Annotated in this window: 29 protein-coding genes and 1 tRNA gene; 18 read left to right on the forward strand and 12 right to left on the reverse strand. The window is 56.9% G+C overall.

The genetic code is table 11. The annotated features are described in order from the left end of the window. Window positions 1-12 precede the first annotated feature (12 nt). Both DSM117340_RS13645 and DSM117340_RS13650 read left to right on the forward strand, forming a co-directional pair. On the forward strand, window positions 13-990 hold the full coding sequence (locus DSM117340_RS13645) for a calcium-binding protein (RefSeq protein WP_089892761.1): 978 nt from the start codon (window positions 13-15) through the stop codon (window positions 988-990). Window positions 991-1,121: 131 nt separating this feature from the next. Next, on the forward strand, window positions 1,122-1,361 hold the full coding sequence (locus tag DSM117340_RS13650; RefSeq protein WP_089892764.1) for a hypothetical protein: 240 nt from the start codon (window positions 1,122-1,124) through the stop codon (window positions 1,359-1,361). Between the two features lie 254 nt (window positions 1,362-1,615). Here DSM117340_RS13650 and rplT read toward each other — a convergent pair whose 3' ends face one another. From rplT to pyk, 4 genes are all read right to left on the reverse strand, one after another. Then, window positions 1,616-1,981, reverse strand: coding sequence for a 50S ribosomal protein L20 (gene rplT, locus DSM117340_RS13655; RefSeq protein ID WP_089892768.1), 366 nt, complete (start codon window positions 1,979-1,981; stop codon window positions 1,616-1,618). Between the two features lie 12 nt (window positions 1,982-1,993). Then, entirely contained in the window at window positions 1,994-2,194 is a 201-nt protein-coding gene (rpmI, locus tag DSM117340_RS13660; protein WP_089892772.1) for a 50S ribosomal protein L35, read from the reverse strand. Window positions 2,195-2,309: 115 nt separating this feature from the next. Then, entirely contained in the window at window positions 2,310-2,534 is a 225-nt protein-coding gene (locus DSM117340_RS13665; RefSeq protein ID WP_089892775.1) for a hypothetical protein, read from the reverse strand. 38 nt (window positions 2,535-2,572) lie between these two features. Continuing rightward, entirely contained in the window at window positions 2,573-4,018 is a 1,446-nt protein-coding gene (gene pyk, locus DSM117340_RS13670) for a pyruvate kinase (RefSeq protein WP_089892778.1), read from the reverse strand. A 106-nt stretch (window positions 4,019-4,124) separates the two neighbouring features. Here pyk and DSM117340_RS13675 point away from each other — a divergent pair, with 106 nt between their 5' ends. Both DSM117340_RS13675 and DSM117340_RS13680 read left to right on the forward strand, forming a co-directional pair. Continuing rightward, window positions 4,125-4,874, forward strand: a complete 750-nt coding sequence (locus tag DSM117340_RS13675) for an N-formylglutamate amidohydrolase (RefSeq protein WP_089892783.1) — start codon at window positions 4,125-4,127, stop codon at window positions 4,872-4,874. 4 nt (window positions 4,875-4,878) lie between these two features. After that, complete coding sequence (locus tag DSM117340_RS13680) at window positions 4,879-5,193, forward strand: DUF1244 domain-containing protein (protein WP_089892789.1); 315 nt, start codon at window positions 4,879-4,881, stop codon at window positions 5,191-5,193. Between the two features lie 100 nt (window positions 5,194-5,293). On the opposite strand, the gene DSM117340_RS13685 is transcribed toward DSM117340_RS13680, so the two are convergent. Genes DSM117340_RS13685 through dgcN form a run of 3 tightly spaced genes read right to left on the reverse strand, consistent with a single transcriptional unit; the run spans window position 5,294 to window position 8,144 of the window. Next, window positions 5,294-6,157, reverse strand: a complete 864-nt coding sequence (locus tag DSM117340_RS13685; RefSeq protein ID WP_089892792.1) for a D-amino-acid transaminase — start codon at window positions 6,155-6,157, stop codon at window positions 5,294-5,296. Between the two features lie 7 nt (window positions 6,158-6,164). After that, the gene (gene dgcA, locus DSM117340_RS13690) at window positions 6,165-7,130 is read right to left on the reverse strand and encodes an N-acetyl-D-Glu racemase DgcA (protein ID WP_089892794.1); all 966 of its coding nucleotides are present in this window, start codon (window positions 7,128-7,130) and stop codon (window positions 6,165-6,167) included. 9 nt (window positions 7,131-7,139) lie between these two features. Beyond that, the gene (gene dgcN / locus DSM117340_RS13695) at window positions 7,140-8,144 is read right to left on the reverse strand and encodes an N-acetyltransferase DgcN (protein WP_089892798.1); all 1,005 of its coding nucleotides are present in this window, start codon (window positions 8,142-8,144) and stop codon (window positions 7,140-7,142) included. Between the two features lie 267 nt (window positions 8,145-8,411). Between dgcN and DSM117340_RS13700 the strand changes: the two genes are divergently transcribed. The 4 genes from DSM117340_RS13700 to DSM117340_RS13715 all read left to right on the forward strand — a co-directional run bounded on the left by DSM117340_RS13700 (window position 8,412) and on the right by DSM117340_RS13715 (window position 11,787). Continuing rightward, window positions 8,412-9,368 carry an L-malyl-CoA/beta-methylmalyl-CoA lyase gene (locus DSM117340_RS13700; RefSeq protein WP_089892802.1) on the forward strand — a complete coding sequence of 319 codons (957 nt, stop codon included), beginning with the start codon at window positions 8,412-8,414 and terminating at the stop codon, window positions 9,366-9,368. Between the two features lie 237 nt (window positions 9,369-9,605). Continuing rightward, entirely contained in the window at window positions 9,606-10,199 is a 594-nt protein-coding gene (locus tag DSM117340_RS13705) for a LysE family translocator (RefSeq protein WP_089892806.1), read from the forward strand. 101 nt (window positions 10,200-10,300) lie between these two features. After that, on the forward strand, window positions 10,301-10,717 hold the full coding sequence (locus DSM117340_RS13710) for a Spy/CpxP family protein refolding chaperone (RefSeq protein WP_089892809.1): 417 nt from the start codon (window positions 10,301-10,303) through the stop codon (window positions 10,715-10,717). Between the two features lie 107 nt (window positions 10,718-10,824). Continuing rightward, a complete protein-coding gene (locus DSM117340_RS13715) occupies window positions 10,825-11,787 on the forward strand; it encodes an acetyl-CoA carboxylase carboxyltransferase subunit alpha (protein WP_089893676.1) in 963 nt (320 codons plus the stop codon). 102 nt (window positions 11,788-11,889) lie between these two features. On the opposite strand, the gene DSM117340_RS13720 is transcribed toward DSM117340_RS13715, so the two are convergent. The 3 genes from DSM117340_RS13720 to DSM117340_RS13730 are packed head-to-tail and all read right to left on the reverse strand — an operon-like array spanning window position 11,890 to window position 13,904. Continuing rightward, window positions 11,890-12,459 (reverse strand): hypothetical protein, encoded by a 570-nt coding sequence (locus DSM117340_RS13720; protein ID WP_089892812.1) that lies wholly within the window; start codon window positions 12,457-12,459, stop codon window positions 11,890-11,892. A 17-nt stretch (window positions 12,460-12,476) separates the two neighbouring features. Beyond that, window positions 12,477-13,142 (reverse strand): GntR family transcriptional regulator, encoded by a 666-nt coding sequence (locus tag DSM117340_RS13725; protein WP_089892815.1) that lies wholly within the window; start codon window positions 13,140-13,142, stop codon window positions 12,477-12,479. Window positions 13,143-13,193: 51 nt separating this feature from the next. Continuing rightward, window positions 13,194-13,904, reverse strand: a complete 711-nt coding sequence (locus DSM117340_RS13730) for a SprT family zinc-dependent metalloprotease (protein WP_089892818.1) — start codon at window positions 13,902-13,904, stop codon at window positions 13,194-13,196. A gap of 124 nt (window positions 13,905-14,028) precedes the next feature. Here DSM117340_RS13730 and DSM117340_RS13735 point away from each other — a divergent pair, with 124 nt between their 5' ends. Continuing rightward, window positions 14,029-14,361, forward strand: a complete 333-nt coding sequence (locus DSM117340_RS13735) for a TIGR02300 family protein (protein ID WP_089892821.1) — start codon at window positions 14,029-14,031, stop codon at window positions 14,359-14,361. 101 nt (window positions 14,362-14,462) lie between these two features. After that, window positions 14,463-14,538, forward strand: a tRNA-Ala gene (locus DSM117340_RS13740). Window positions 14,539-14,691: 153 nt separating this feature from the next. Here DSM117340_RS13740 and DSM117340_RS13745 read toward each other — a convergent pair. Further along, on the reverse strand, window positions 14,692-15,525 hold the full coding sequence (locus DSM117340_RS13745; RefSeq protein ID WP_089892824.1) for a tryptophan 2,3-dioxygenase family protein: 834 nt from the start codon (window positions 15,523-15,525) through the stop codon (window positions 14,692-14,694). Between the two features lie 133 nt (window positions 15,526-15,658). On the opposite strand from DSM117340_RS13745, the gene DSM117340_RS13750 reads away from it, so the two are divergent. From DSM117340_RS13750 to DSM117340_RS13785, 8 genes are read left to right on the forward strand one after another with little or no spacing between them, the layout of a single operon-like run. Continuing rightward, on the forward strand, window positions 15,659-17,956 hold the full coding sequence (locus DSM117340_RS13750) for a bifunctional salicylyl-CoA 5-hydroxylase/oxidoreductase (RefSeq protein WP_089892827.1): 2,298 nt from the start codon (window positions 15,659-15,661) through the stop codon (window positions 17,954-17,956). Further along, window positions 17,953-18,672, forward strand: coding sequence for an SDR family NAD(P)-dependent oxidoreductase (locus tag DSM117340_RS13755; protein ID WP_354689684.1), 720 nt, complete (start codon window positions 17,953-17,955; stop codon window positions 18,670-18,672). The genes DSM117340_RS13750 and DSM117340_RS13755 overlap by 4 nt, the downstream gene beginning before the upstream one ends. Further along, a complete protein-coding gene (locus DSM117340_RS13760; protein WP_089892833.1) occupies window positions 18,669-19,136 on the forward strand; it encodes a MarR family transcriptional regulator in 468 nt (155 codons plus the stop codon). Before DSM117340_RS13755 ends, DSM117340_RS13760 begins: the two co-directional genes overlap by 4 nt. Then, entirely contained in the window at window positions 19,126-19,926 is an 801-nt protein-coding gene (locus DSM117340_RS13765; RefSeq protein ID WP_089892836.1) for an enoyl-CoA hydratase family protein, read from the forward strand. Before DSM117340_RS13760 ends, DSM117340_RS13765 begins: the two co-directional genes overlap by 11 nt. After that, window positions 19,926-21,086: an acyl-CoA dehydrogenase family protein gene (locus tag DSM117340_RS13770; RefSeq protein WP_089892839.1), complete on the forward strand. Its 1,161-nt coding sequence runs from the start codon at window positions 19,926-19,928 to the stop codon at window positions 21,084-21,086. Before DSM117340_RS13765 ends, DSM117340_RS13770 begins: the two co-directional genes overlap by 1 nt. Continuing rightward, entirely contained in the window at window positions 21,086-22,705 is a 1,620-nt protein-coding gene (locus DSM117340_RS13775; RefSeq protein WP_089892841.1) for a benzoate-CoA ligase family protein, read from the forward strand. Before DSM117340_RS13770 ends, DSM117340_RS13775 begins: the two co-directional genes overlap by 1 nt. A 4-nt stretch (window positions 22,706-22,709) precedes the next feature. Further along, a complete protein-coding gene (locus DSM117340_RS13780) occupies window positions 22,710-23,114 on the forward strand; it encodes a thioesterase family protein (RefSeq protein WP_177170692.1) in 405 nt (134 codons plus the stop codon). After that, entirely contained in the window at window positions 23,111-23,509 is a 399-nt protein-coding gene (locus DSM117340_RS13785) for a RidA family protein (protein WP_089892844.1), read from the forward strand. Before DSM117340_RS13780 ends, DSM117340_RS13785 begins: the two co-directional genes overlap by 4 nt. On the opposite strand, the gene DSM117340_RS13790 is transcribed toward DSM117340_RS13785, so the two are convergent. Then, window positions 23,499-24,113: a TetR/AcrR family transcriptional regulator gene (locus DSM117340_RS13790; protein ID WP_089892847.1), complete on the reverse strand. Its 615-nt coding sequence runs from the start codon at window positions 24,111-24,113 to the stop codon at window positions 23,499-23,501. The two genes, DSM117340_RS13785 and DSM117340_RS13790, sit on opposite strands and share 11 nt — an antisense overlap. Window positions 24,114-24,172: the final 59 nt, after the last annotated feature.

The following is a 24,172-nucleotide window of genomic DNA, read 5'->3' on the forward strand; positions in this document are numbered from 1 at the left end:
GGGGTTTTGGTTATGGGTTTGTTTTTGCTGTTCAGCCTCGCGGCTGGGTCCGCTGCGCTCTTAGGCGTGATCAATCTGTTTGACGGCGGCAGTGCCACACCAGAGGCCAGCGCCGAAGAAATCGCCCTGCTTGAAGGCGACGCCATCACAGCCACAGAGCAAATGCTTGCCGATGACCTGACCCGCGGAGAAGACATCGAAGCGCTCGACCTCACGCCCTTCACAACAGAATACGACGAATACTATGTCGACTTCACAGCCACGCCCGACGACGATCTGATCGTGCTCCCGCAAGAGGGCTCCACTGATTATCCCGACTATGGCACAGGCTCGGTTATCTTCGGCGATGCGGGCGATGACACCATGATCGGCCAAGACGCGGGTGATGTCTTCTTCGGTGAGGCCGGCGACGATGAACTCTTCGGCGGCGGCGGTGATGACCAGCTCTTTGGCGGCGCGGGCAATGATCTCTTGTCAGGTGGCGCTGGCAACGACCTCCTCACAACAGAAACAGCCGACGGCAGCGATACGCTCTATGGCGGCGCTGGTGACGACGAAATCGCCGCCTTTGGCGAGATCGACACAGACGCTATTCACCACATTTCAGGTGGCGCTGGCGATGACAACATCACCCTTCAAGGCGGCGCCTATCTGGTCAGCCTCGGAAGCGGAGCCGATATGGTCACGCTTCAACCCGAAGATGGCGAAAGCGGTGTCAGCTCCGCCGCGCTGATCAGTGACTTTGACGTCATTGAGGACACCCTAATGATCATGGTCGAAGGCCCGAGCAGCAGCGCCGCCACCGCGCTCACCTATACGCTCAGCCAAGTCGAAACAGACCTTGGCCTCGCAACCCTTGTTGAGCCTGCAGTCTCCAACGTAGCTATCGCCACCGCCCTCGCAGGAAGCGTCAACGGCGGGGTCGCGCTTTTGCTTGGCGTCACCCCCGACCAGCTCACAGCCGCCAATATTCAGGTCGTACTCGGCTAAGCCCTGCACGCGATCTGCCCTCTGATTTGAATAAATCTCTCGACTTAAGGCGCAGTCCTGCCCGAATTCGGCCAAGTCTCTGCCGTGCACGGCCAGCATCTTACCTCCAGATCAAACTGGAGGATCATGCAATGACCAACGCAACCAAAGTTTTCGCCGCTGCCGCGCTTTTCGTGGCCTCAACAGCCCCTGTCGCAGAAGCACAGATGCGCCCGGCCGTTGGGTATCAGAGCCAGTGGTACACAACGCCAGACGGCTGCTCATATTCGCGCACACATGCCCCCGGATATGGGGTGTCTTGGGTGCTGATCCAAAATCCACATCACATCAATAAGCCCAATGTCGGCGACCATTGTGCAAATACGCTCTAAGCCCTCCAAGGCCCCTAGGGGTGCGCATCTGCTGCGCACCCTGCACAGGCGTACGCCTCGTTATCTTAATTTCTGTTAACGATTGCCCCACAAGGCGGTGCACGGGTTGTGCACGCATTGTGCACGCTTTTCACCCCCCTAGAATCAGCCATTTTCAGCACCGTTAACCAAGCGGAACGCAGACTTAACGAACAAGAAAAAACGCCGCGAACCTGTTGGTTCACGGCGTTCATTTTATAGGCTTTTAGCGTAGCTTAAGCAGCCAGCGCGCCTTGTGCTTGTGCAACAATCGCACCGAAGGCTTCGGGCTCATGTACAGCCAGATCGGCGAGGACTTTACGGTCCACTTCGATACCAGCAAGGCTCAAGCCATTGATAAAGCGCGAATATGTCAGCGTCGCATCGTGCGAACGCACAGCCGCGTTGATCCGCTGGATCCACAGAGCGCGGAAATTGCGCTTGCGATTCTTGCGGTCACGGGTTGCATATTGGTTTGCTTTGTCCACCGCCTGGCGCGCGACCTTAAAAGTATTTTTACGACGGCCATAATAACCTTTGGCTGCCTTAATAACTTTCTTGTGACGTGCGTGTGTGGTTGTTCCGCCTTTTACTCTCGACATATCTAACCCTCCTTAGCGTGCGTATGGCATCATGGACTTGATGATTTTGGCATCAGGTGCAGATAGGGTTGTCGTACCGCGAGCATCGCGAATGAATTTGTTTGTGCGCTTGATCATGCCGTGCTGCTTACCAGCCTGGCCGGCTTTGACCTTGCCACTTGCCGTCATTTTGAACCGCTTTTTGCAGCTCGATTTGGTCTTCATCTTGGGCATTTCCGTCTCCTTAGTTTGGGTCGGTCTATAATGCGCGACTCGGCATGCCACTTCTGGCCGGTCCCGCAGACGAAAGCGGTGTTTAAGACGGCTTATGCTTTATTGCAAGGGCTAATCAGCCCAAATATCGAGCTACAACATTGATGATCACATTGGGGATCTGATCCAGCGTATATCCCGCAGGCTTTGACGCTGCGGCCCATGCCACAAGCCCGCCGCTGATAATCAAAACAATTGCAGCAGCCCGTGGCGTGCGATTGTCCGACAGAGCCGAAACAACCGCAGGTACAGAAAAGACCGCAATCACCAATCCGATCACGAGATAGAGATCGTAGTCCATCGTGCGCACCCTTCACAAAACCATTTATATTTTGGAGTCTACTCTGGGTCGGAGGCAAAAATCAAACTTTGGTCACAAGGCGCCACACGCAAGATATTTGTTGTGCCTGGAACATTGAAAGGAACGCCCGCAGTCACAACAATCTGATCTGCCGCTGTCGCGTATCCAGCGCTCTGCGCAGCGCGCGCAGCATTCACTACAGCTTGCTTAAATCGCTCAAGTTCTCCCGTCATGATGCAGTTGGTGCCCCAACTTAGAGCCAGCCGCCTTGCCGTGCCACGCAAGCTCGTTAGCGCAATGATTGGAACACGTGGCCGCTCACGCGCGGTCAAAAGCGCGGTTGTGCCTGACTGCGTAAAGCAACAGATCGCCTTGATGTCTGTCGATTCGGCAATCTCGCGCGCCGCCGCCACGATCCCATCTGCCACGCTTTCGCGTTTGACCACACGAGAGGCTTCGATGATCTCGCGATAAGTTGGGTCTGACTCGACCTCAACTGCCACATTATTCATCGTGCTCACGGCTTCCACAGGATACTGGCCCGCAGCGGACTCCGCCGAAAGCATAATTGCATCCGCGCCCTCATAGATTGCCGTCGCGACATCGCTCACTTCTGCACGCGTTGGCATTGGGCTCTCAATCATGCTTTCAAGCATTTGCGTAGCCACGATGACAGGCTTGGCCGCCGCACGACAACGTCGTACAAGCCGTTTCTGGATTGGTGGTACGTTCTGCACAGGCAACTCCACACCCAAATCGCCGCGTGCCACCATAATGCCGTCCGAGACAGCCAGAATTTCATCAAAGCTGGTCACCGCTGTCGGCTTTTCAATCTTGGAAAGAACAGCCGCACGGCCATCAATCAACGCTTTGGCCTCTTCTACATCTGCTGCACGCTGCACAAACGACAGGGCGATCCAGTCCACACCCAGCTGGCAGACAAACTCTAGATCCGCACGATCTTTCTCCGACAAAGCCGCCAAAGGCAGCACCACTTCAGGCACGTTAACACCTTTGCGGTTGGAGATCGCACCGCCTGCGGTGACAATACAATCCGCAAAATCAGCGCCGCATGTCTCGACCTTCAGACGGATCTTGCCGTCGTTCACAAGCAGGGTCGTACCATCTTCCAACGCCTTGAAAATCTCAGGATGCGGCAAGCAAACACGGGCGTTAGTGCCAGCGGTTTCATCAAGATCAAATCGGAATTTCTGCCCCTCAACGAGCTCTTCTTCCTCGTTGGCGAAGACCCCGACCCGCAGCTTTGGCCCCTGCAAATCCGCCAAAATCGCGATCGGACTTTCAAGTTCGCGCTCAATTTCACGGATGATTCTATGTCGCTCACGAATCTCGTCATGACCACCGTGCGACATGTTTAGGCGGAACACATCGGCCCCTGCCTCGTGCAAGCGCTTGATCATCTCATAATCGTTCGAAGCAGGCCCCAACGTCGCCACGATCTTTACATTTCTGAGCCGTCTCATATGTTCTGCCTCTCGATATTATTAGTGCGATGCGCTTCTACAGATTATCGCGCGTCTGTGACACAGGCACAACAGTGCGTTTACGCGCTTAAAAGGATTTTACGCCATGAACTACAAGCCATTTGAGATCGTAGGAGCCGAAAGAAGCGGCCCCTGGGTCATCGCTTGTGATCATGCATCAAACCTAATTCCACCCTTTGTAAATAACGGCAGCCTAGATCTTCCCGCTGGCGATATGGGCCGACACATAGCATATGACGTCGGAGCAAAAGGGGTTTCTCTCGCGCTCGGGGCCTTGCTTGATGCGCCAGTCATTTGCTCCAATTTTTCCCGCCTCGTGATTGACCCCAACAGAGGCGAGAACGATCCAACCTTGTTGATGAAGCTCTATGACGGAACCATCATTCCTGCCAACCGCCATGCTGACGCAAAAGAAAAGGAGCGCCGCCTAGACGCTTGCTACAGACCCTATCATTACGCTTTGGCAGACCTGCTCGAAACCCGACCAGAGGCTGCTCTTCTTACGATTCATAGCTTTACACCACAGCTCGCTGGACGACCCAAGCGACCATGGCATGTGGGCATTCTTCATGCAGACGACAGGCGCCTCTGCGATCCGCTATTGGAGCTACTACAGCAAGACCAGTCGCTCTGCGTGGGCCGCAACGAGCCCTACGGCGGGCACCTCCCGGGTGATACGATAGACAGGCACGCCATTTCTCAAGGGCGACACAACACCCTCGTTGAAATTCGCAACGATCTTATCCACACTGTTGAACAACAAGCGAATTGGGCAGAGCGCCTCGCCCCCATGTTGCAAAATGCTCTGCGCATCACCTTAGCAAACGAGGTCTGAAATCATGGACGATCAAACCAAATTGGAAATCGAAGCCGCCGCTTTTCGCACCTTGCAAAAACATCTGATGCAAGACCGTACCGATGTGCAAAACATCGACTTGATGAACCTTGCAGGCTTTTGCCGCAATTGCCTTGCTCGTTGGTATCAGGAAGCGGCAAACGAGCGCGGCATTGATATCTCAAAAGACGAGGCCCGCGAAGCCTACTACGGCATGACCATGGACGAGTGGAAAGCCAATTATCAAACAGAGGCTAGCCTCGCAAAGCAGGCGGAGTTTGAAGTGGCGTTCAAAGAAAATGTGACAGACAAGAGTTAGGATATACTTCCCTCCTCTTGCAGGTCTTTCCAAAAAAAACGAAGGCGTCCGCTTCTAGCAAGGCCTATTGGCACAGAGAATTGCAGGCACCGCTCGAGCCCTAAATTGCTTTTTTAAGGCTCTCATCGAGGTAAATCTCGCGCAGGCGTTTAGCGATTGGACCGGGCGTTCCGTCTCCCATCGTCGCGCCATCAATCTCGACAACAGGCATCACAAACGCACTTGCAGATGTCGTGAACGCCTCATCAGCTTCTTTGGCTTCCTCAATCGTAAAGCTACGCTCTTCGACTTCCATTTGAGCCTCTTTCGCCATCCGCAGAACAGCGGCACGGGTTATCCCATGCAGGATATCGTTTGAAAGCCCACGCGTGATGATCTTGTTACCCTTCACGATATAGGCGTTGTTAGACGTCCCTTCGGTTACAAAACCTTCTTCGACCATCCAAGCGTCATCACAACCCACTTTTTTTGCCATCATTTTACCCATTGAAGGGTAGAGAAGCTGTACTGTTTTGATGTCGCGTCGACCCCAACGAATGTCCTCAATGGAGATGATCTTTGCACCTTTCTGAGAGGCGGCGCTGTTCGCCATTCCTGGTTTGCTTTGAGTAAACAGTACAAGCGTTGGTTTGGTCGTTTCAGGATCAGGGAAGGCAAAGTCACGGTCGCCATCAGAGCCGCGGGTGATCTGCAGATAGACAAGACCCTCGTCAATCTCGTTGACGCGCACAAGCTCACGGTGGATTTCCAGAAGTTCATCCATCGTGCACGGCATTCCCATATCCAACTCATTCAATGAGCGTTCTAGGCGCACGGCATGTCCTTCAAAATCGATCAGTTTGCCTTGGAGGACTGAAGTTACCTCATAGACCCCATCAGCCATCAAAAATCCACGATCAAAGATCGAGATCTTGGCTTCATTTTCAGGCACATAAGCGCCATTTACAAAAACTGTGCGTGTCATAGTCGGTTTATCCCCAAAGCTCTGGTTTCGGCGCATGAACGCCGTTTTCGTCAAAATGAAGTGGCGTATCACGGTCTTCCGCCAGAAGCAGCGGGCCGTCAAGATCGGTCACTGTCGCACCTTGTGCGACAAGCGTTGCTGGGGCCATCGCCAGCGATGTGCCAACCATACAGCCAACCATAACGCCATAACCCTCTGCCAATGCCGCGTCTTTCAAGCGAAGCGCTTCAGTCAACCCACCAGTCTTGTCGAGCTTGATGTTCACAACGTCATACTTGCCCTTGAGATGAGGCAGGCTAGAGCAATCATGGGCGCTTTCATCAGCACAGACAGGCACAGGCCGTTCGATCCCGATCAACCCGTCATCATCGCTTGCGGGCAAAGGCTGCTCGACAAGTGAAACGCCAAGGCGCTGAAGATGTGGCACAAGATCAAGGTAAACAGCTCGAGACCAGCCTTCATTAGCGTCAATAATGATCCGCGACTTCGGCGCCCCAGCCCGGACAGCTTCAAGGCGGGGCATGTCATCAGGCGTGCCGAGCTTGATCTTAAGAAGCGGGCGAAACGCGTGCTTTGCCGCCTGCTCTTGCATCTTTGCAGGCGTATCAAGCGAGAGGGTATAGGCCGTAATCTCGGGCTTCGGCGCAGGCAGCCCCGCAAGCTCCCATGCGCGCTTTCCAGAAGCCTTGGCTTCCATATCCCAGAGCGCACAATCGACTGCGTTGCGCGCTGCCCCTGCGGGCAGGAGTTCATAGAGCGCAGCGCGATCAAATCGGTCTGGCAGGCCGTTGATCTCTGCTGTGACAGACTCGAGCGTCTCATCATAGCGGGCGTAGGGCACGCATTCGCCCCAGCCGTGGTTTTCACCATCTTGCAAACGCACCGTCAGCACCTTGGCCTCAGTGCGCGAGCCTCTTGAAATGGTGAAGACCTGCGCGAGCTTGAAGCTTTCTGGTGTGACTGTGATTTTCATGGTCTTGCCTTAGCTCAGTGCCGCAAGCGCATCAACCAGCTTGCCCGCACCATAGCGGTAAGGGTCTGTTGCTGGTAGGCCCGTTTTCACTTCAATATCAGCAAGGTAAGCGCGAGCAGCATCATCATCCATGTTCTGGGTGTTTACGGCATAGCCAATCACTTCACAGGCAGGATTAGCCACGCGTGCAAGCTGCAAGGCCATATCGCGCACTGCTTCAAGGCTTGGCAGCGAATAGCCGGGAAGGCCGCGCATATGCTCGCGCGTTGGCTCGTGACAGACCACCAATGCATCAGGTTGGCCCCCGTGGATCAGAGCCATAGTCACGCCTGAATACGAGACATGAAACAAGCTGCCTTGGCCTTCGATGATATCCCAGTGGTCTTCATCGTTATCAGGCGTGAGCCACTCGATCGAACCCGCCATGAAGTCGGCAATCACAGCATCGAGCGGAACACCCCCACCCGTAATCAGGATGCCTGTTTGGCCAGTTGCGCGGAAAGTCGACTTCATACCGCGGTCCTGCATCTCTTTGTCCATGCAAAGCGCCGTATACATCTTGCCGACAGAGCAATCTGTGCCAACAGCCAAGAGGCGCTTACCTTTGCGAGGCTCGCCATTGGCGATGGGATATTTCACTTCTGGAATACGCACATCATGAAGCATACGGCCCGTCGCTTCGGCGACGGCCACAAGATCAGCCTCCTCGCGCAGCAAGTTGTGCAGGCCAGACGCAAGGTCAAAGCCTTCCTCGAGTGCTGTCACCAGGACTTTTTTCCACTCTTGGCTAATGATCCCACCACGATTGGCGACGCCAATCACGAGCGTCTTTGCGCCTGCGGCTTTTGCCTCTTCCAAGGTCATATCAGCTAGGCCCATGTCTGCCTTGCAGCCATCCATGCGAAACTGACCTACGGCATTTTCGGGGCGCCAGTCCTTGATGCCTTGTGCAACTTTTGCAGCGAGTTGATCTGGCGCATCGCCGAGAAAGAGAAGGTATGGTGTTTTGATCATGGCTAAGCCCCCAATGGTTTAGGAGAATTTTAGTGATGCTCAGGCGAAACACTTCTCATTTCCACTAAGATTCAGCTAAATATTTCAATATTCTCCCGATTATAAGTTAACACTTCGAAGATTCTTCGAAATTTGCCTCACATTCCGATTCTGTGCCGCGCCACACATAATGCTGCAGGTGCAAAGAGCGCTTGCAGCCACGACTGTAATTTAATATCCAATCCACAAGCTCAAACGCAATTTCATTACCTGAAAGGCTCCTTCACCATGAGTTTTCGTATTCAACCTCAGGCTCCTAAGCGGCCGAACCGGTGTCAGCTGTTTGGACCAGGGTCCAACACCAAACTTTTTGCCAAGATGGCGGCCAGTGCTGCTGATGTTATAAACCTCGATCTTGAAGACTCCGTTGCCCCATCGGACAAGGACGCCGCGCGCGCCAATGTCATCGAGGCGATCAATACGATCGACTGGGGCAACAAATATATCAGTGTGCGCATCAACGGGCTCGACACCCCCTATTGGTACAAAGACGTTGTGGACATCATGGAGCAGGCTGGCGATCGACTTGACCAGATCATGATCCCCAAGGTCGGATGTGCCGAAGATGTCTATGCGGTCGACGCTTTGGTCACCGCCATTGAGCGCGCCAAAGGCCGTGCAAAGCCTGTTTCCTTTGAAGTGATCATCGAGAGTGCAGCAGGGATCGCCCATGTCGAAGCCATTGCGGCCTCAAGCCCGCGCCTTCAGGCAATGAGTCTTGGTGCGGCCGACTTTGCGGCCTCAATGGGCATGCAAACAACGGGTATCGGCGGAACGCAGGAAAACTATTACATGCTGCGCGAAGGTGAAAAGCACTGGTCAGACCCGTGGCATTGGGCACAAGCGGCGATCGTTGCAGCCTGTCGCACACATGGCGTTCTGCCTGTCGACGGACCCTTCGGCGACTTCTCGGACGACGAGGGCTACCGCGCGCAAGCGATGCGTTCGGCCACGCTCGGTATGGTCGGAAAATGGGCGATCCACCCCAAGCAAATCGCGCTGGCAAACGAAGTTTTCACACCGTCCGAAGCGGCTGTCGCAGAGGCCCGCGAGATCCTTGCGGCGATGGAAAAGGCCAAGGCAAACGGCGAAGGCGCAACCGTCTATAAAGGCCGTCTGGTGGACATTGCCAGCATCAAACAGGCCGAAGTGATCGTCGCTCAGGCCGAGCTGATCGCAGGCTAACACCAAAAGGTTTTGACAAAAAGCGGGCGCCTTCGGGCGCCCGTTAACGTTTGGAGCTCTGCTGATTCTAGGGGGGTGAAAAGCGTGCACAACCCGTGCACACCCCGTGCACCGCCAAAACGGTTTTTACGATTTCGGGCAAAACGGCCTGTTTGTTATAGCAGCGTACGTTGTGCAGGTGCAGAATGCGTCCGTTTTGGACTTTTAGCCCCCGTGAAAGGCGCGCATATTACGCCAATGACATATGACATCTTTCTCGCCCTCACACTTTTTGCTTTTGTGACCTCGGCAACGCCGGGGCCGAACAATATGATGTTATTGGCCTCTGGGGCGAACTTCGGCTTTGTCCGCACCATCCCACACATGTTTGGGATCAGCCTTGGCTTTGGATTAATGATCTTTCTCGTCGGGATCGGGCTGATGCAGGTCTTTGACACCTATCCTGTGAGCCGGACAATCCTGACCATTGTGAGCGTGGTTTATATGCTTTGGCTGGCGTGGAAGATCGCCAATTCGGCAGCGCCCGAGGGCAGCGCAACTGGCGGCACACCGATGACATTTTTGCAGGCAGCCGCGTTTCAATGGGTCAACCCGAAGGCGTGGAGCATGGGGCTGACGGCAATCACGCTCTATGCAGGAGACAGGTCGGTCTGGTCGGTCGCGCTGGTGGCTTTGGCGTTTATGATCGTGAACTTCCCGTCCGTCACGATCTGGGTTGTACTTGGGCGCGAGATGCGGCGCTTTCTGACTTCACCTGCACGGCTGAGAGCCTTTAACTGGGGAATGGCCGTACTTTTGGTGCTTTCGCTCTATCCCGTTCTTTTGCCTTAGACGGTTGAGGCAAAGTTATGTTGAGGATATTGATTTAGGTCAAGACTCACATTCTAACTTCAATATATGATCTCGCCATGTGTATGATATTGGAGAGTAAAATGAAGTCTATCTTGCTTGGCGCGGCAATGGCGCTTGCCCTTGGGGCCCCCAGTTTTGCGCAGCAAAACCAACCTGCGCGCGAGATTTCGGCGCCGATTGTGGCCTTCACACCTGTGATTGTAAAAAATGCCGATGCGCTTGAGCTGACGGAGGCGCAGCGCGCTGACCTGAAGCAATGGCTCGATACAATGCCAGCAAACCGCAAAATGATTGAAGAGGCGGCCTTGGCCGCGCGCGCTGAGCTGCGCGCCGCGATCATTGCGGGTGCACCTACGGACGAGCGCCAAGCGCTCGCGGCAAAAGTCGGCGAGATGGAGACCAAGCTTGTGATGATGCGCTCCAACTGCACCGATCACTGGCGCGCGACGCTCACGGAAGCGCAATTTGCTAAAATGCTCGAACTGGCTGCCATGTAAGGCTCTCCTGCGCGGCGCGGGAGCTTATGCTGCCTGCGCCGCGCGCAACGATTGCATTTGTTTTGCAGAGCAGCCATATAGTTTTGACGATTTGGCAGGAGCAGAGCATGACCAACTACCTCGATTTTGAAAAGCCACTGGCCGAGATTGAAGGCAAAGCGGAAGAGCTGCGCGCTATGGCGCGGCAAAGCGAGGGAATGGATATTGAGTCAGAAGCCGCGGCTTTGGACAAGAAAGCCGCCGATATGCTGGTTGCGCTCTATAAAGAGCTGACACCTTGGCGAAAATGCCAAGTGGCGCGGCACCCAGACCGCCCACATTGCTCTGATTATATCAAAGCGTTGTTTACAGAATACACCCCTCTCGCAGGCGACCGGAACTTTGCCGACGATGACGCCGTGATGGGCGGCTTGGCGCGATTTGATGGTAAACCTGTAATGGTGATCGGCCATGAGAAGGGCAGCGACACCAAGGGCCGGATCAAACATAACTTCGGCATGGCGCGCCCTGAGGGCTACCGCAAGGCGGTGCGCCTCATCGAGATGGCGGGCAAGTTTGGTCTGCCTGTGATCACGCTGATTGACACAGCAGGCGCCTATCCCGGAAAAGGCGCGGAAGAGCGCGGGCAATCAGAAGCGATTGCGCGCTCCACGGAAGCCTGTTTGCAGGCGGGTGTCCCTCTGATCTCGATCATCATTGGCGAAGGCGGCTCTGGTGGGGCCGTGGCGTTTGCAACGGGCGATCGTGTGGCCATGCTGGAGCATTCGATCTATTCGGTGATTACACCTGAAGGCTGCGCCTCTATCTTGTGGAAAGACTCCGAGAAGATGCGCGAAGCCGCGGAAGCCCTGCGGCTAACGGCCAAAGACTTGACCCAATTGGGCGTTGTCGACCGCGTGATCAAAGAGCCACTCGGCGGCGCGCATCGCGACAAGCCTGCCACGCTGGATGCCGTGCGAAAGGCCTTGGCGGAAATGCTCAAAGAGCTCGACGGGAAAAAGGGCAAAGCGCTCATCGCGTCGCGCCGAAAGAAGTATCTTGATCTTGGCTCAAAAGGGCTGGCTGCCTAAGCTGGCGAGAGCGCTTGTCTGCTCTTCTTCTTTTTAAAAATATCCTGGGGGTATGGGGGCAAAGCCCCCATCGGGTCGGATTTGCGAAGCAATTCGAAGTCCTTACAGCGCGCCCTCAAGTCCGAGCGACGCAATCAGATGATAATATCCGATCAGAACCATGACAAAGAAGGCAACGAGGACCAGCTCGTGCTTGAAATGGTTGCTGTGGAAAAAGTTGCGATCGCGGTGATGCATGACATCCATCAGCTCGTCACCAAAGCGCACCGAGAGGAATGTGCCAATCCCTGACAGGAGGATCACGCCCCAATAGGGCCATGGCGTGAGCAGGATTTCTGCAAAGATCCGGGTGAGCAACGTTGTTTGGTAATACTCCGGCGCGAGCAGCAGCGTGACCAGATTGACTACAATCGCGAGCGCCCAGACGGCGAGCTCGGAAACAACCATCCGAATGCCAAAGAGCAGACGCAGGGGGAAATCAAGCAAAAAGCCTGCGTCGGCGACAGGGGTGCAGAGAACAAAGAAGCTCCATGTCAGCGCGACGGCCACACCACCTGTGGCGAAGTCATAGGTCAGGCCGAGGTAAAGGAAATACCCAACCGCAAGAGCCAGTAGGGCCGCGAACTTCCAGATCACTTGTCGGGAGGGGGCGTGTCCTGTGCTGTCGCTCATCGGGTGACCTATCGGTTTTAGCTTGCGAGAAGTTTGAGGCCCGCGGTGACATCAGACCGAACGGCGAGGCGTAGGCCTGGCTCGTCGCCAGCGCGCAGCGCCGCAACGATGGCGCGGTGGAAATGGGGCAGCTCCGTGCGCTGCAGGCGGCCATAAAGCGCGCGCATTGTAGGCCCTAGCTGCAACCACACTGTCTCGCACATCGCCAGCATGGCGGGGGCTTGAGCGCGCAGGTAAAGCGTGCGGTGGAACTCTAGATTGGTGCGGATGTAGGCCACAGCGTCTTTATGGGCGATGGCTTCGGCAATGGTTCCGTTGATGGTCTGAAGGCGCTCGATCAGTGCCATGTGCGCACGGGGCAGCGCGCGGCTGGACAGCTCGACCTCCAGCAGGGCACGCAGGGCGGCAAGCTCTTCGATCCGCTCATTGGAGAGCTCAGGCGTTGCGACACGGCCCGAGGAGGACATAAACAGCGCCCCTTCCGCGACAAGCCGCTGCACCGCCTCGCGCGCGGGCGTCATAGAGACATCAAACTCCCGCCCGATACCACGCAGCGTCAGAGCATGGGCGGGGGGCAGTTCGCCATGCATGATACGCGTACGGAGCCCACGATAGACTTTGTCGTGGGCCGAGGAGGTATTGTCGCTGCGCGGGCTCGCGAGGGAGGGTATATGGCTTTGCATACACATTTGTGATCACAAAAATCCGCCGCTGTCAATCTGAAGGATTTGTGATCACGAAGATGAGGTGAAGCGGTATTTATGCAAGCTCGCCCCATGCTCGCGCAGCCAACCGCGTTCACGGTGGTGTGCGCCATAGAGCGCCTGCACCACCTGCCAGAAGGCGGGGGAGTGATTCATCTCGGCGAGATGGGCCACCTCATGTGCCGCCACATAGCGAAGCACCTCAGGCGGAGCCATAATCAGCCGCCAAGAATACATCAGCGTGCCTTGCGAACTGCACGAGCCCCAGCGCGATCGGGTGTCGCGCATTGATATCCGGTTAAAGGGCCGGCCAAGAGCAGCGGAATAGGCATCAGACGCGGCTGTAAGCCGATCACGCGCCAACTCTTTCAAAAAGCCGCTGAGGCGCGCGCCCGTGCGCTCAGGCGGACCAGGGATTAGGAGCTGATCTTCACTTAGCACAATCTTACGGCCCGCGCCTTGGATCACACGAATCATCTGGCCTTCAAGAGGAAGAAGGCTGCCCTGCCCCACAGGCACATCCGCCTCAAAGCGCGCGACGTGACGGCGCAGCCATGCGGCCTTTTCGCGTATAAAGCCCGTGGCCTCGGCCTCAGAGGCATAGCGCGGCAAAGTGAGCGTAACGCGACCATCAAGCTGAGACACACGCAAAGACAGGCGTTTGGCTTGTGAAGAGCGCTTGAGACGCACTTCAACGCGCGGTTCATCCGTTTGCTCGCTTTCCAGAACGAAAGTACTCATTGATTTCCCTTGTGGCGCAAAGGCCCATGCTCGGAGTTGTTTTGGCGAAAGGCTTTGACACCCCTGCTCTGTTATGGCAGTTGGCGCTGATCACCGACAAGACCCGAATTGAAAGAGGTATACCATGCCTAAGGAAGAATGGGGCATCAAACGCTTGTGCCCGACCACTGGCAAACGGTTTTACGACCTGAACGCCAAGCCCGTTGTGAGCCCTTACACAGGCGAAATTGTTGAGTTTGACGCCAACAAGAAGAGCCTGATTGCGCCCGACCAGGAAGACGCAGTCACGAAGAAGGCGAAAGAAGCAGAAGACGATCTTGAAGTAGATGTACTTGAAGATGATGTTGATGTGGATCTCGACGACGATGATGATGTGCTAGAAGACGACGATGACGATGATAACGTCTCGCTCGACGATCTTGCAGACGTTGCTGCCGAAGGCACCGACGACGACTGATGTTTTATCATCTATGATTTCGCAGAGGGGCGGATTTGGGCTTGATCCCGCTCGCCCCTTTGACTAAGACCCGCGCAGTTGCTTTTGCAACGCTTGGTTTTGGGGCATTAGCTCAGCTGGGAGAGCGCCTGCATGGCATGCAGGAGGTCAGCGGTTCGATCCCGCTATGCTCCACCAAAACCCTCTCTTTTGATTGATCTCCCAGCATTTGACAGGACGGACAGGCGCTGACTTAACGCACGAAGACGTGCGACCAGTGCAGCGGTTCGATCCCGCTATGCTCCACCGAAACCCTTCTTTTGATTGATCTCCCAGCATTTGACACGACGATCAGAGCGCGCCGCGTAGGTTCCAAAGCTCTGGGAAGAGTTCGACCTCAAGCATCTTGCGCAGATACTGCACCCCGCTTGTGCCCCCTGTGCCGCGCTTGAAGCCGATGATGCGCTCGACAGTTGTGACATGGTTGAAGCGCCAGCGGCGGAAGTAATCTTCCAGATCAACCAGCTTTTCGGCAAGTTCGTAGAGGCTCCAGTATTTCGACGGGTCTTTATAGACTGTGAGCCATGCCGCCTCGACAGCTGCGTCAGCCTCATGCGGGGCGCGCAGGCGGAAGACCTCGGGAGCGAAGCTCGCACCTGTTTCAGCTTCCAGTGCACGCAAAGCGACGTGATAGAGCGAAGGGCGCGCGAGCTCGTCTTCAAGGAGCTGGTGCAGTTCGGGGCGGTGAGCATGTACCTTCATCAGGTTTTCATTGCGGTTGCCAAGCACGTATTCGACGAGGCGGTATTGGTGCGACTGAAAGCCTGACGAGCGGCCCAGCGTCTCGCGGAAAGTGGTGTAATCTGATGGCGTCATGGTGCGCAACACGTCCCATGCGGAGTTGAGCTGATCAAAAATACGGCTCAAGCGTGCGCACATTTTAAAGGCGGGGGAATAGTCACCCTTTTCAAGCAGTGCACGGGCAGCAGATGCCTCGTGGAGTGCAAGCTTGATCCAGAGCTCGCTTGTCTGGTGCTGGATGATGAAGAGCATCTCGTCATGCGCTGACGAAAGCGGCGTCTGGGCGGAAAGGATCTGATCCATGTGGAGATAGTCACCATAGCTCATATCCTTGGCAAAGGACATTTGCGCGCCGTCTGTCTCGGGGTTGTAGCTGTCGCTCATCAGGCATCCTCTCAGGTTTGTGGCGAGGGTATTTCTGTGAGTCATTTATTTCAAGCTTAAAGGTTTAGGCTTGAAATAAATCTACTCCTGCGCAAAGCTTGACCCGAAACGGATAGGGACTCGGGGAAATGTCATGCGTGTAGCCTGTTTGGGAGGCGGTCCAGCGGGACTGTATTTTGCGATCTCGATGAAGCTGCGCGACCCGGCGCATGATGTTGTCGTCTTTGAGCGCAATAAGGCGGATGACACTTTTGGCTGGGGGGTTGTTCTCTCAGATGATGCTCTCGCGAACATGCAGGAGAATGACCCGCAATCAGCCGATGCGATCCGCGAGAGCTTTGCCTATTGGGATGATATCGCCGTGGTGCAAAACGGTGTGCGTACGGTGTCTGGCGGGCATGGGTTTGCGGGGATTGGCCGCAAGAAGATGCTTCTGCTCTTGCAAGAGCGGGCGCGGGAGCTGGGCGTTGACCTGCGCTTTGAGAGCGTTGTCGGACCCGTGGAAGACTACAAGGACGACTACGACCTCGTGGTGGCCTGTGACGGGATCAACTCGGCGGTGCGCACGGCTTGGGCTGAGCATTTCAAGCCTGATGTGGATGTGCGCCAGTGCAAGTTTGTCTGGCTTGGCACGCACCAGAAATTTGACGATGCGTTCACCTTCATTTTTGAGAAGACCGAGGCTGGCTGGGTCTGGGTACATGCTTACCAGTTCGATGAGGACACCGCGACTGTGATTGTCGAGTGTCAGCAAGACACATGGGACAGGCTCGGCTTTGAAGGGATGAGCAAAGAAGCGATCATTGGAAAATGCGCAGAGATTTTCGCCGACCATCTCGGCGGGCATAGTCTGATCTCCAACGCTGATCATTTGCGCGGCTCGGCTGTGTTTATGAACTTCCCAAGAGTGCTCTGCGAAAGATGGCACCACGAAAATGTCGTGTTGCTTGGCGATGCATCTGCCACGGCGCATTTCTCGATTGGATCTGGCTCACGGCTGGCGTTTGACTCAGCGATTGCGCTGGCTCAGCTCTTACACGAGGAGCCTGTGATGGAACGCGCCTTCGAGCGTTATCAGAGCGAGCGGCGGCTTGAGGTTTTGCGCCTGCAATCTGCGGCGCGCAACTCGCTGGAGTGGTTTGAAGAGGTCGAGCGCTACCTCGGCATGGACCCCGTGCAGTTTAACTACTCGCTTCTGACGCGCTCTCAGCGGATCAGCCACGAGAACCTGCGGCTGCGCGACCCAAAGTGGCTTGCGAGCGCTGAGAAGTGGTTTCAAACGCAGGCAGGCGCGCCTGAGGATGCTCCAGCGCGTGCACCTATGTTTGCGCCCTACAAGCTGCGCGATATGGCACTCGCCAACCGTATCGTTGTGAGCCCTATGGCACAGTATAAGGCCGAGGGGGGCTGCCCGACCGACTGGCATTTGATCCATTACGGAGAGCGTGCCAAAGGCGGCGCTGGCCTTGTCTTTACCGAGATGACCTGCGTCAGCGCTGAAGGGCGGATCACCCCTGGCTGCCCAGGGTTATATGCACCCGAACATGAAGCTGCATGGGCGCGGCTAACGCGTTTTGTTCACGCGGAGACGGACGCAAAAATCTGTTGCCAGATCGGCCATTCAGGGCGGAAAGGATCGACACAAGTCGGCTGGGAAGAGATGGACGCACCGCTTGCCGAAGGCAACTGGGAGACAGTGAGCGCCTCGGCTTTGGCATGGTCTGGCAAGACCGCTTTGCCACGGGAGATCAGCCATGCCGAGATGGCGGCTGTGAAGGCGCAGTTTGTGAACGCGACCAAGATGGCACAACGCGCGGGCTTTGACATGATCGAGCTGCACGCGGCGCATGGCTATCTCATTTCGTCATTTATCTCGCCTGTGTCGAATGTGCGCACAGATGCCTATGGCGGGAGTTTAGAAAACCGTATGCGCTATCCTCTCGAAGTGTTTGAGGCGATGCGAGCTGTCTGGCCCGAAGACAAGCCTATGTCTGTGCGCATCTCCGCCAACGACTGGGTGGGTGATACGGGTGTGACGCCTGACGAGGCGGTGCAGATTGCCACTATGTTTGGGGCGGCGGGGGCGGACCTTATTGACGTTTCTGCAGGGCAGACGAGCGTTGATGCGCGGCCCGTTTACGGGCGCATGTTTCAGACGCCATTCTCAGACCGTATCCGCAACGAAGCTGGAGTGCCGACCATGGCGGTGGGCAATATTTATGAGGCCGATCACGCCAACTCCATCCTGATGGCAGGGCGGGCCGACCTTGTGGCCGTGGGCCGCCCACACTTGGCAAACCCTTATTGGACACTTCACGAGGCGGCCAAGATTGGAGATCGCGAGGGGCATTGGCCCCTGCCCTATGATGCGGGCTGCGAGCAACTTTGGCGGCTGGCGGACAGGGAGGCCGAAATGGTGGGCAAGATATGAGGCGGGTTCTGGTGACGGGTGGCGGCTCTGGCATAGGCCGCGGGATTGCGCGGGCCTTTGCAGAGGCGGGCGAGGCTGTGACGATCGTCGGGCGACGCGAAGAGGCGCTCAGCGAGACAGACGGCGGACGCGAGATGCAGGCAGTTGTTTGCGACATCACCGATGAGGGCGCTGTCGAGGCGTTGTTTGAGGCGCCCTATGACGTTGTTGTGGCCAACGCTGGCACGGGGCGCGCAGCATTTTTGACGGAGGTGAGCCTTGAGGAGTGGAACGAAACGCTGGCTGTGAACCTCACGGGCACGTTTCTGACTTTTCGTGCGGCTTTGCGGCAGATGCCTGAAGGGGGGCGACTGATTGCTGTGGCCTCGACACAGGCGTTGCGCGGCGGCGCGAGGGTTTCGGCCTATTCGGCGTCAAAGCATGGCGTTTTGGGGCTTGTCCGCTCGGTCGCGCTGGAAGTCGCCAGAAAAGGCATCACCTGCAATGCGATTTGCCCGGGGTTTGTCGACACGCCGATGGCGGACGCGGCTGTGCAAAGTGTGATGGCGTCGCGCGGAATTGACAGGGCGGCGGCGGAAAAGCTGATTGTTGCGAGCAACCCAATCGGGCGGATGATCGCGGTGGAGGAAGTGGCCAGTGCGGCGCTTTATTTGGCGTCTAAGGGCGCGGCGATGGTCAACGGCCACGCCATGAGCGTGTCGGGGGGTGAGATATGAGCCTTGATACAACAGGGAGCAAGTCACGGCTCAGGCTGTGGCTGAGGCTGCTTAAGGCGTCAAAGCTGATCGAGACCGAGCTGCGCGAGCGGATGCGGCGCGAGCTTGATACCACCTTGCCGCGCTTTGACGTTATGGCAGCGCTGAGCCGTAACCCTGCCGGACTTAAGATGTCGGAGCTATCTGGCGTACTCAAAGTCTCGAACGGGAATGTCACTGGGATCGTCGAGCGGCTTGTTGAGGAAGGCTTTGTAAGGCGTGACGCTGTCAAAGGCGACAGGCGCGCTTTTTTGGCGCGGCTGACCGAGGAAGGGCGCTCCGAATTTGAACGCCAAGCGAGCGCACATGAGGGCTGGATTGACGGACTTTTGAGCGACGTTGAGCCCGAACGCGCCGAGCGGCTGGCTGTGCTTTTGGCTGAAGTCGCAGCGCATTTGGAAGAGGGAAAGCACCATGAGAACTGATGTGAAGCACTTCAAATGCAAGGTGAAAGACGGGGTTGCTACTGTGGCGCTCGACCGGCCCGAGCGCAAGAACCCGCTGACCTTTGACAGCTATGCCGAGCTGCGCGACTGGTTTCGCGATCTTGTTTATGATGACGAGGTGAAGGTTGTTATCTTTGCCTCCAATGGCGGCAACTTCAGCTCGGGCGGGGATGTACATGACATCATCGGGCCTCTCACCAAGATGAGCATGAAAGAGCTTCTCAATTTTACCCGTATGACGGGCGATCTTGTGAAGGCGATTGTGAATTGCGGGCGGCCTGTGATTGCGGCGATTGACGGGATTTGCGTGGGCGCGGGAGCGATTATTGCCATGGCATCTGATCTGCGTATTGCCACGCCCGAAGCCAAAGTGGGCTTTCTGTTTACCCGCGTGGGGCTTGCGGGCTGTGACATGGGCGCTTGCGCGATTTTGCCGAGGATTATCGGGCAAGGGCGCGCGGCAGAGCTGCTTTATACAGGGCGCAGCATGAGCGCCGAGGAAGGCGCGGCCTGGGGCTTTCACAACAAGCTGGTTGCGACAGATCAGCTTGACGCAGAGGCGCTGGAGTGGGCCACGCGGCTCGCAGCGGGGCCGAATTTCGGGCATATGATGACCAAGACGATGCTGGCGCAGGAGTGGTCCATGTCGATCGAGCAGGCGATTGAGGCGGAGGCGCAGGCGCAGGCGATTTGTATGCAGACGGGCGATTTTGAGCGCGCCTATAAGGCGTTTGTTGCCAAAGAGCGCCCTGTGTTTGAGGGCGACTGATGGCGGACAAAAGCTTTCTTGACTGGCCGTTTTTTGAGGCGCGTCACCGTGACCTTGCCGAGCGTTTGGACGCTTGGGCGGGGGCTGAACTTGGCGGGATCGACCACAGCGATGTAGATGCGGCGTGCCGTGAACTGGTCACTGCTTTGGGCCGCGATGGCTGGCTTGAGCACTCGGGCGCCGAGGGCGATGCGCGGCTTGATGTGCGCACGCTTTGTCTCATCCGCGAGACACTGGCACGCCATGATGGGCTCGCGGACTTTGCCTTTGCGATGCAGGGCTTGGGCACGGGGGCGATCAGCCTCTTTGGAAGCCCTGAGCAGCAGGCCGAGTGGCTGCCGCTGACGCGGACGGGCAAGGCGATGTCGGCCTTTGCTTTGACAGAACCGCAGTCGGGATCAGACGTGGCGAACGCGACGATGACGGCTGAGGACGATGGCGAGCACTTCATTCTCAATGGCGAGAAAACGTGGATTTCCAACGGCGGGATTGCCGATGTTTACACGCTGTTTGCCCGCACGGGCGAGGCCGAAGGTGCGCGCGGGCTGAGCGCTTTTATTGTGCCTGCGGGCCTGAAAGGATTTGAGGTCACCGAGCGGCAGCAGGTGATTGCGCCCCACCCGCTGGCGACGCTCAGGTTCACCGATTGTCGCATCCCGAAGAGTGCTTTGCTGGGCGAGCGCGGGGCTGGCTTCAAGATTGCCATGTCTGTCTTGGATGTCTTCCGCTCGACTGTTGCGGCAGCGGCGCTTGGCTTTGCGCGGCGGGCGCTTGACGAAGCTTTGGCGCGGGTGAGCGAGCGGCAGGTGCAGGGCGCTCCGCTGTTTGAGCTGCAGATGGTGCAAGGGCATATCGCGGATATGGCTGTAGACGTGGACGCCAGCGCGCTGCTTATTTACCGCGCGGCTTGGGCGAAAGACAGTGGTGCGGCCCGCGTGACCCGAGAGGCGGCAATGGCGAAGCTCTTCTCCACTGATCAGGCGCAACTTGTGATTGACCGAGCGGTGCAGCTGCACGGGGGCGACGGCGTGCGCCACGGGCAGAAGGTCGAAGAGCTTTACCGCGATATCAGGGCCCTTCGGATTTATGAGGGTGCGAGTGACGTGCAGCGTGTTGTGATTGCGCGGCAGACTATGGGAGCCTTTCTGGGAGGGACGTGATGCTTGGACTTTCAGCACATGAGGACACTTTCGCGCGCGACAGCCTGCCTGCGCCCGAGCTTTGGCCCGACTTCAAGCTTGAGGGTTTTGACTACCCCGAGCGGCTCAACGCGGGATACGAACTGACCGATGCAATGGTTGGCAAAGGGTTTGGAGATCACACTGCTCTGATCGGAAACGGACGGCAGCGGACCTATAAAGAGCTGGCCGACTGGACCAACCGCCTTGCCCATGTGCTCGTCGAAGAGCTTGGTGTGCGGCCAGGGAACCGCGTCCTTATCCGATCGGCAAACAACCCAGCCATGGTTGCTTGCTGGCTTGCCGCGACAAAGGCTGGCGCTGTTGTGATCAACACCATGCCGATGCTGCGCGCAGGCGAACTTGGGCAGATTATTGATAAAGCCGAGGTTGAATTTGCGCTCTGTGACATGCGGCTGATAGAGGAGATGGAGGCTTGCGCAGCGGAGAGTCATCACCTCAAGCGCGTTGTCGGGTTTGACGGGACATCCAACCACGAGGCCGAACTCGACCGTCTCGCCCTTGAGAAGCCAGTGCGTTTTGAGAGTGTGCAAACGGGGCGGGACGACGTGGCTTTGCTTGGTTTTACTTCGGGCACAACGGGCGAGCCGAAAGCAACGATGCACTTTCACCGCGACTTGCTGATCATTGCGGATGGTTATGCGAAAGAGGTGCTGGGTGTGACGCCAGACGATGTGTTCATCGGCTCCCCGCCTTTGGCCTTTACCTTCGGGCTAGGGGGGCTAGCAGTCTTTCCCTTACGCTTTGGCGCGACGGCAACTTTGCTCGAAAATGCGAGCCCGCCCAACCTCATCGAGATTATCCAGAAATATAAAGCGACTGTGTGTTTCACCGCGCCGACAGCGTATCGCGCCATGCTCCGAGCGATGGAGGAAGGGGCGGACCTGAGCAGCCTGCGCGCAGCTGTCTCGGCGGGGGAGACCCTGCCTGCGCCTGTTTACGATGAGTGGATCGCGAAGACGGGCAAGCCGATGCTTGACGGGATCGGCGCGACGGAGATGTTGCATATCTTTATCAGCAACCGTTTTGACGACCATCGCCCTGCCTGCACCGGAAAACCTGTGACTGGGTATGAAGTCAGGATCATCAATGACGCGGGCAAGGATGTGCCTCTGGGAGAAATCGGTCGGCTCGCAGTGCGCGGACCGACAGGCTGCCGCTATCTGGCGGACGATCGCCAGCGCGCTTATGTGCGGGACGGCTGGAACGTCACTGGCGACAGCTTCATGATGGACGCGGACGGCTATCTGCATTTTGCCGCGCGCAATGATGATATGATCCTCTCGTCGGGCTATAATATTGCTGGCCCCGAAGTGGAGGCGGCGCTTCTGAGCCATGCGGCTGTTGTGGAGTGCGGTGTGATTGGCGCGCCTGATGAGGACCGTGGCGCTATTGTCGAGGCGCATGTTGTTTTGGCCGAGGGCTGGGCGGCGGACGACGCCACGAAGAAGGCGCTTCAGGATCATGTGAAGGCGAAGATTGCGCCTTATAAATACCCTCGATCCGTTGTGTTTATCGACGCGTTGCCAAAGACGCAGACTGGCAAGATCCAGCGGTTCCGCTTGCGGGCGGGAGGCTGAGGGCGTGGTGTTTGAGTTTCAGCAAAAGGTACTGTTCAAGCATTGCGACCCAGCGGGAATCGTTTTTTATCCGCGTTACTTTGAGATCATCAACGACTGTGTCGAGGCGTTTTTTGACAAGGTATTGGGCTGGCCTTTTGAGACCCTCCTCAAGGACGGCGGCGTGCCGACTGTGCAGATTGCGACTGAGTTCAAAGCGCCGAACAGGCATGGCGACTGGCTTTTGCTTCAGCTGCATGTCGCCAAGCTGGGGCGCACAAGCATGAGCCTTGAGATTGCGGCGAGCACTGAAGGCGAGGCGCGGTTTGAGGTGAAACAGACACTGGTTTGTGTGGACAAGGCGGGCAAGCCGCGCGTTTGGCCAGAGGCGGTACAGGACATGCTGAAAGCGAAAGGGACAGATCAATGAGCCACAAAGTTATCCAGCCCGAGGGATGGGCTGCTGCCAAGGGCTATGCCAACGGGATCCTGACAAAAGACGGCACGCTTTATGTGGGTGGGCAGATCGGCTGGACAGCGGAGCAGCGCTTTGAGAGCCACGACTTTATTGGTCAGATGGAGCAATGCCTGCGCAACATAATGGCTGTGGTGACTGCGGCAGGTGGCGTGGCCGAAGACATCACGCGGCTGACATGGTATGTGACCGACAAAGCAGAATACATGGCGCGGCAAAGCGAGGTGGGTGCGGTGTATCGGGACGTTTTGGGACGGCATTTTCCGGCGATGACCATGGTTGTGGTCGCGGGGTTAGTAGAGGACGAGGCGCTTCTGGAGATCGAGGCGACAGCAGTGATCAGCGGGTAAGGATGCCATCGCAGATGAAGGTGACGTGACCTTCAATGTAGCGCTCAAGCTCGATCGGATCCAGCTCTTGAAAAGTCAGATGCCAGATTGCGGCAAGCATGACTGGCGACATGACAAGTTTCATGTCGTAATCCATCACATCATTGCGTAGCTCGCCACGCGCGAGGCCCTGCTTGAGGACGGAATTGAGCATTGTCATCGCCGCCTTGAGAGCGGTGTCATGATAGTGCGCGAGCAGTTGCGGGAACTGCGCCCCCTCGGCTACGAGCACCTTGAGCAGCACCAGAGCCTCGGACTTTACGATGCGCCTGTAGAGCAGCGTCAACATCTCGTGAAAGACCTCACGGAATGGACCAGAAGACAGCGCGGCCCCCTGCCCTGCGGCGGCAAAGGCCTCGCCAAGCCGAGCCTCAAAGGCGGCCGATATAAGCGCTTCCTTATCGGCATAGTAGAGATAGATCGTGGAGCGCGCGATGCCTGCGCGTGCTGCGATCCGCGCCATGGAGGCGGCGGAATATCCGACCTCTGCAAACTCAGCCAGCGCTGCATCGATGATCTCTTCGGGGCGGGCGGCTTTGCGACGGGTGCGCTTCACATTCGTCATTTCGCATCTCTTGGCTTGCAGTTTCTTCAACTAATGACATATATGTCAGTAAGTGAGTT

It is taken from the genome of Lentibacter algarum, assembly GCF_040580765.1.
Classification (GTDB): domain Bacteria; phylum Pseudomonadota; class Alphaproteobacteria; order Rhodobacterales; family Rhodobacteraceae; genus Lentibacter; species Lentibacter algarum.

Bases quoted from the DNA above. Each gene is read 5' to 3' on its own strand.
- DSM117340_RS13645 (WP_089892761.1), top strand. From the start codon at position 13: ATGGGTTTGTTTTTGCTGTTCAGCCTCGCGGCTGGGTCCGCTGCGCTC.
- DSM117340_RS13650 (WP_089892764.1), top strand. From the start codon at position 1,122: ATGACCAACGCAACCAAAGTTTTCGCCGCTGCCGCGCTTTTCGTGGCC.
- rplT (WP_089892768.1), bottom strand. From the start codon at position 1,981: ATGTCGAGAGTAAAAGGCGGAACAACCACACACGCACGTCACAAGAAA.
- rpmI (WP_089892772.1), bottom strand. From the start codon at position 2,194: ATGCCCAAGATGAAGACCAAATCGAGCTGCAAAAAGCGGTTCAAAATG.
- DSM117340_RS13665 (WP_089892775.1), bottom strand. From the start codon at position 2,534: ATGGACTACGATCTCTATCTCGTGATCGGATTGGTGATTGCGGTCTTT.
- pyk (WP_089892778.1), bottom strand. From the start codon at position 4,018: ATGAGACGGCTCAGAAATGTAAAGATCGTGGCGACGTTGGGGCCTGCT.
- DSM117340_RS13675 (WP_089892783.1), top strand. From the start codon at position 4,125: ATGAACTACAAGCCATTTGAGATCGTAGGAGCCGAAAGAAGCGGCCCC.
- DSM117340_RS13680 (WP_089892789.1), top strand. From the start codon at position 4,879: ATGGACGATCAAACCAAATTGGAAATCGAAGCCGCCGCTTTTCGCACC.
- DSM117340_RS13685 (WP_089892792.1), bottom strand. From the start codon at position 6,157: ATGACACGCACAGTTTTTGTAAATGGCGCTTATGTGCCTGAAAATGAA.
- dgcA (WP_089892794.1), bottom strand. From the start codon at position 7,130: ATGAAAATCACAGTCACACCAGAAAGCTTCAAGCTCGCGCAGGTCTTC.
- dgcN (WP_089892798.1), bottom strand. From the start codon at position 8,144: ATGATCAAAACACCATACCTTCTCTTTCTCGGCGATGCGCCAGATCAA.
- DSM117340_RS13700 (WP_089892802.1), top strand. From the start codon at position 8,412: ATGAGTTTTCGTATTCAACCTCAGGCTCCTAAGCGGCCGAACCGGTGT.
- DSM117340_RS13705 (WP_089892806.1), top strand. From the start codon at position 9,606: ATGACATATGACATCTTTCTCGCCCTCACACTTTTTGCTTTTGTGACC.
- DSM117340_RS13710 (WP_089892809.1), top strand. From the start codon at position 10,301: ATGAAGTCTATCTTGCTTGGCGCGGCAATGGCGCTTGCCCTTGGGGCC.
- DSM117340_RS13715 (WP_089893676.1), top strand. From the start codon at position 10,825: ATGACCAACTACCTCGATTTTGAAAAGCCACTGGCCGAGATTGAAGGC.
- DSM117340_RS13720 (WP_089892812.1), bottom strand. From the start codon at position 12,459: ATGAGCGACAGCACAGGACACGCCCCCTCCCGACAAGTGATCTGGAAG.
- DSM117340_RS13725 (WP_089892815.1), bottom strand. From the start codon at position 13,142: ATGCAAAGCCATATACCCTCCCTCGCGAGCCCGCGCAGCGACAATACC.
- DSM117340_RS13730 (WP_089892818.1), bottom strand. From the start codon at position 13,904: ATGAGTACTTTCGTTCTGGAAAGCGAGCAAACGGATGAACCGCGCGTT.
- DSM117340_RS13735 (WP_089892821.1), top strand. From the start codon at position 14,029: ATGCCTAAGGAAGAATGGGGCATCAAACGCTTGTGCCCGACCACTGGC.
- DSM117340_RS13745 (WP_089892824.1), bottom strand. From the start codon at position 15,525: ATGAGCGACAGCTACAACCCCGAGACAGACGGCGCGCAAATGTCCTTT.
- DSM117340_RS13750 (WP_089892827.1), top strand. From the start codon at position 15,659: ATGCGTGTAGCCTGTTTGGGAGGCGGTCCAGCGGGACTGTATTTTGCG.
- DSM117340_RS13755 (WP_354689684.1), top strand. From the start codon at position 17,953: ATGAGGCGGGTTCTGGTGACGGGTGGCGGCTCTGGCATAGGCCGCGGG.
- DSM117340_RS13760 (WP_089892833.1), top strand. From the start codon at position 18,669: ATGAGCCTTGATACAACAGGGAGCAAGTCACGGCTCAGGCTGTGGCTG.
- DSM117340_RS13765 (WP_089892836.1), top strand. From the start codon at position 19,126: ATGAGAACTGATGTGAAGCACTTCAAATGCAAGGTGAAAGACGGGGTT.
- DSM117340_RS13770 (WP_089892839.1), top strand. From the start codon at position 19,926: ATGGCGGACAAAAGCTTTCTTGACTGGCCGTTTTTTGAGGCGCGTCAC.
- DSM117340_RS13775 (WP_089892841.1), top strand. From the start codon at position 21,086: ATGCTTGGACTTTCAGCACATGAGGACACTTTCGCGCGCGACAGCCTG.
- DSM117340_RS13785 (WP_089892844.1), top strand. From the start codon at position 23,111: ATGAGCCACAAAGTTATCCAGCCCGAGGGATGGGCTGCTGCCAAGGGC.
- DSM117340_RS13790 (WP_089892847.1), bottom strand. From the start codon at position 24,113: ATGACGAATGTGAAGCGCACCCGTCGCAAAGCCGCCCGCCCCGAAGAG.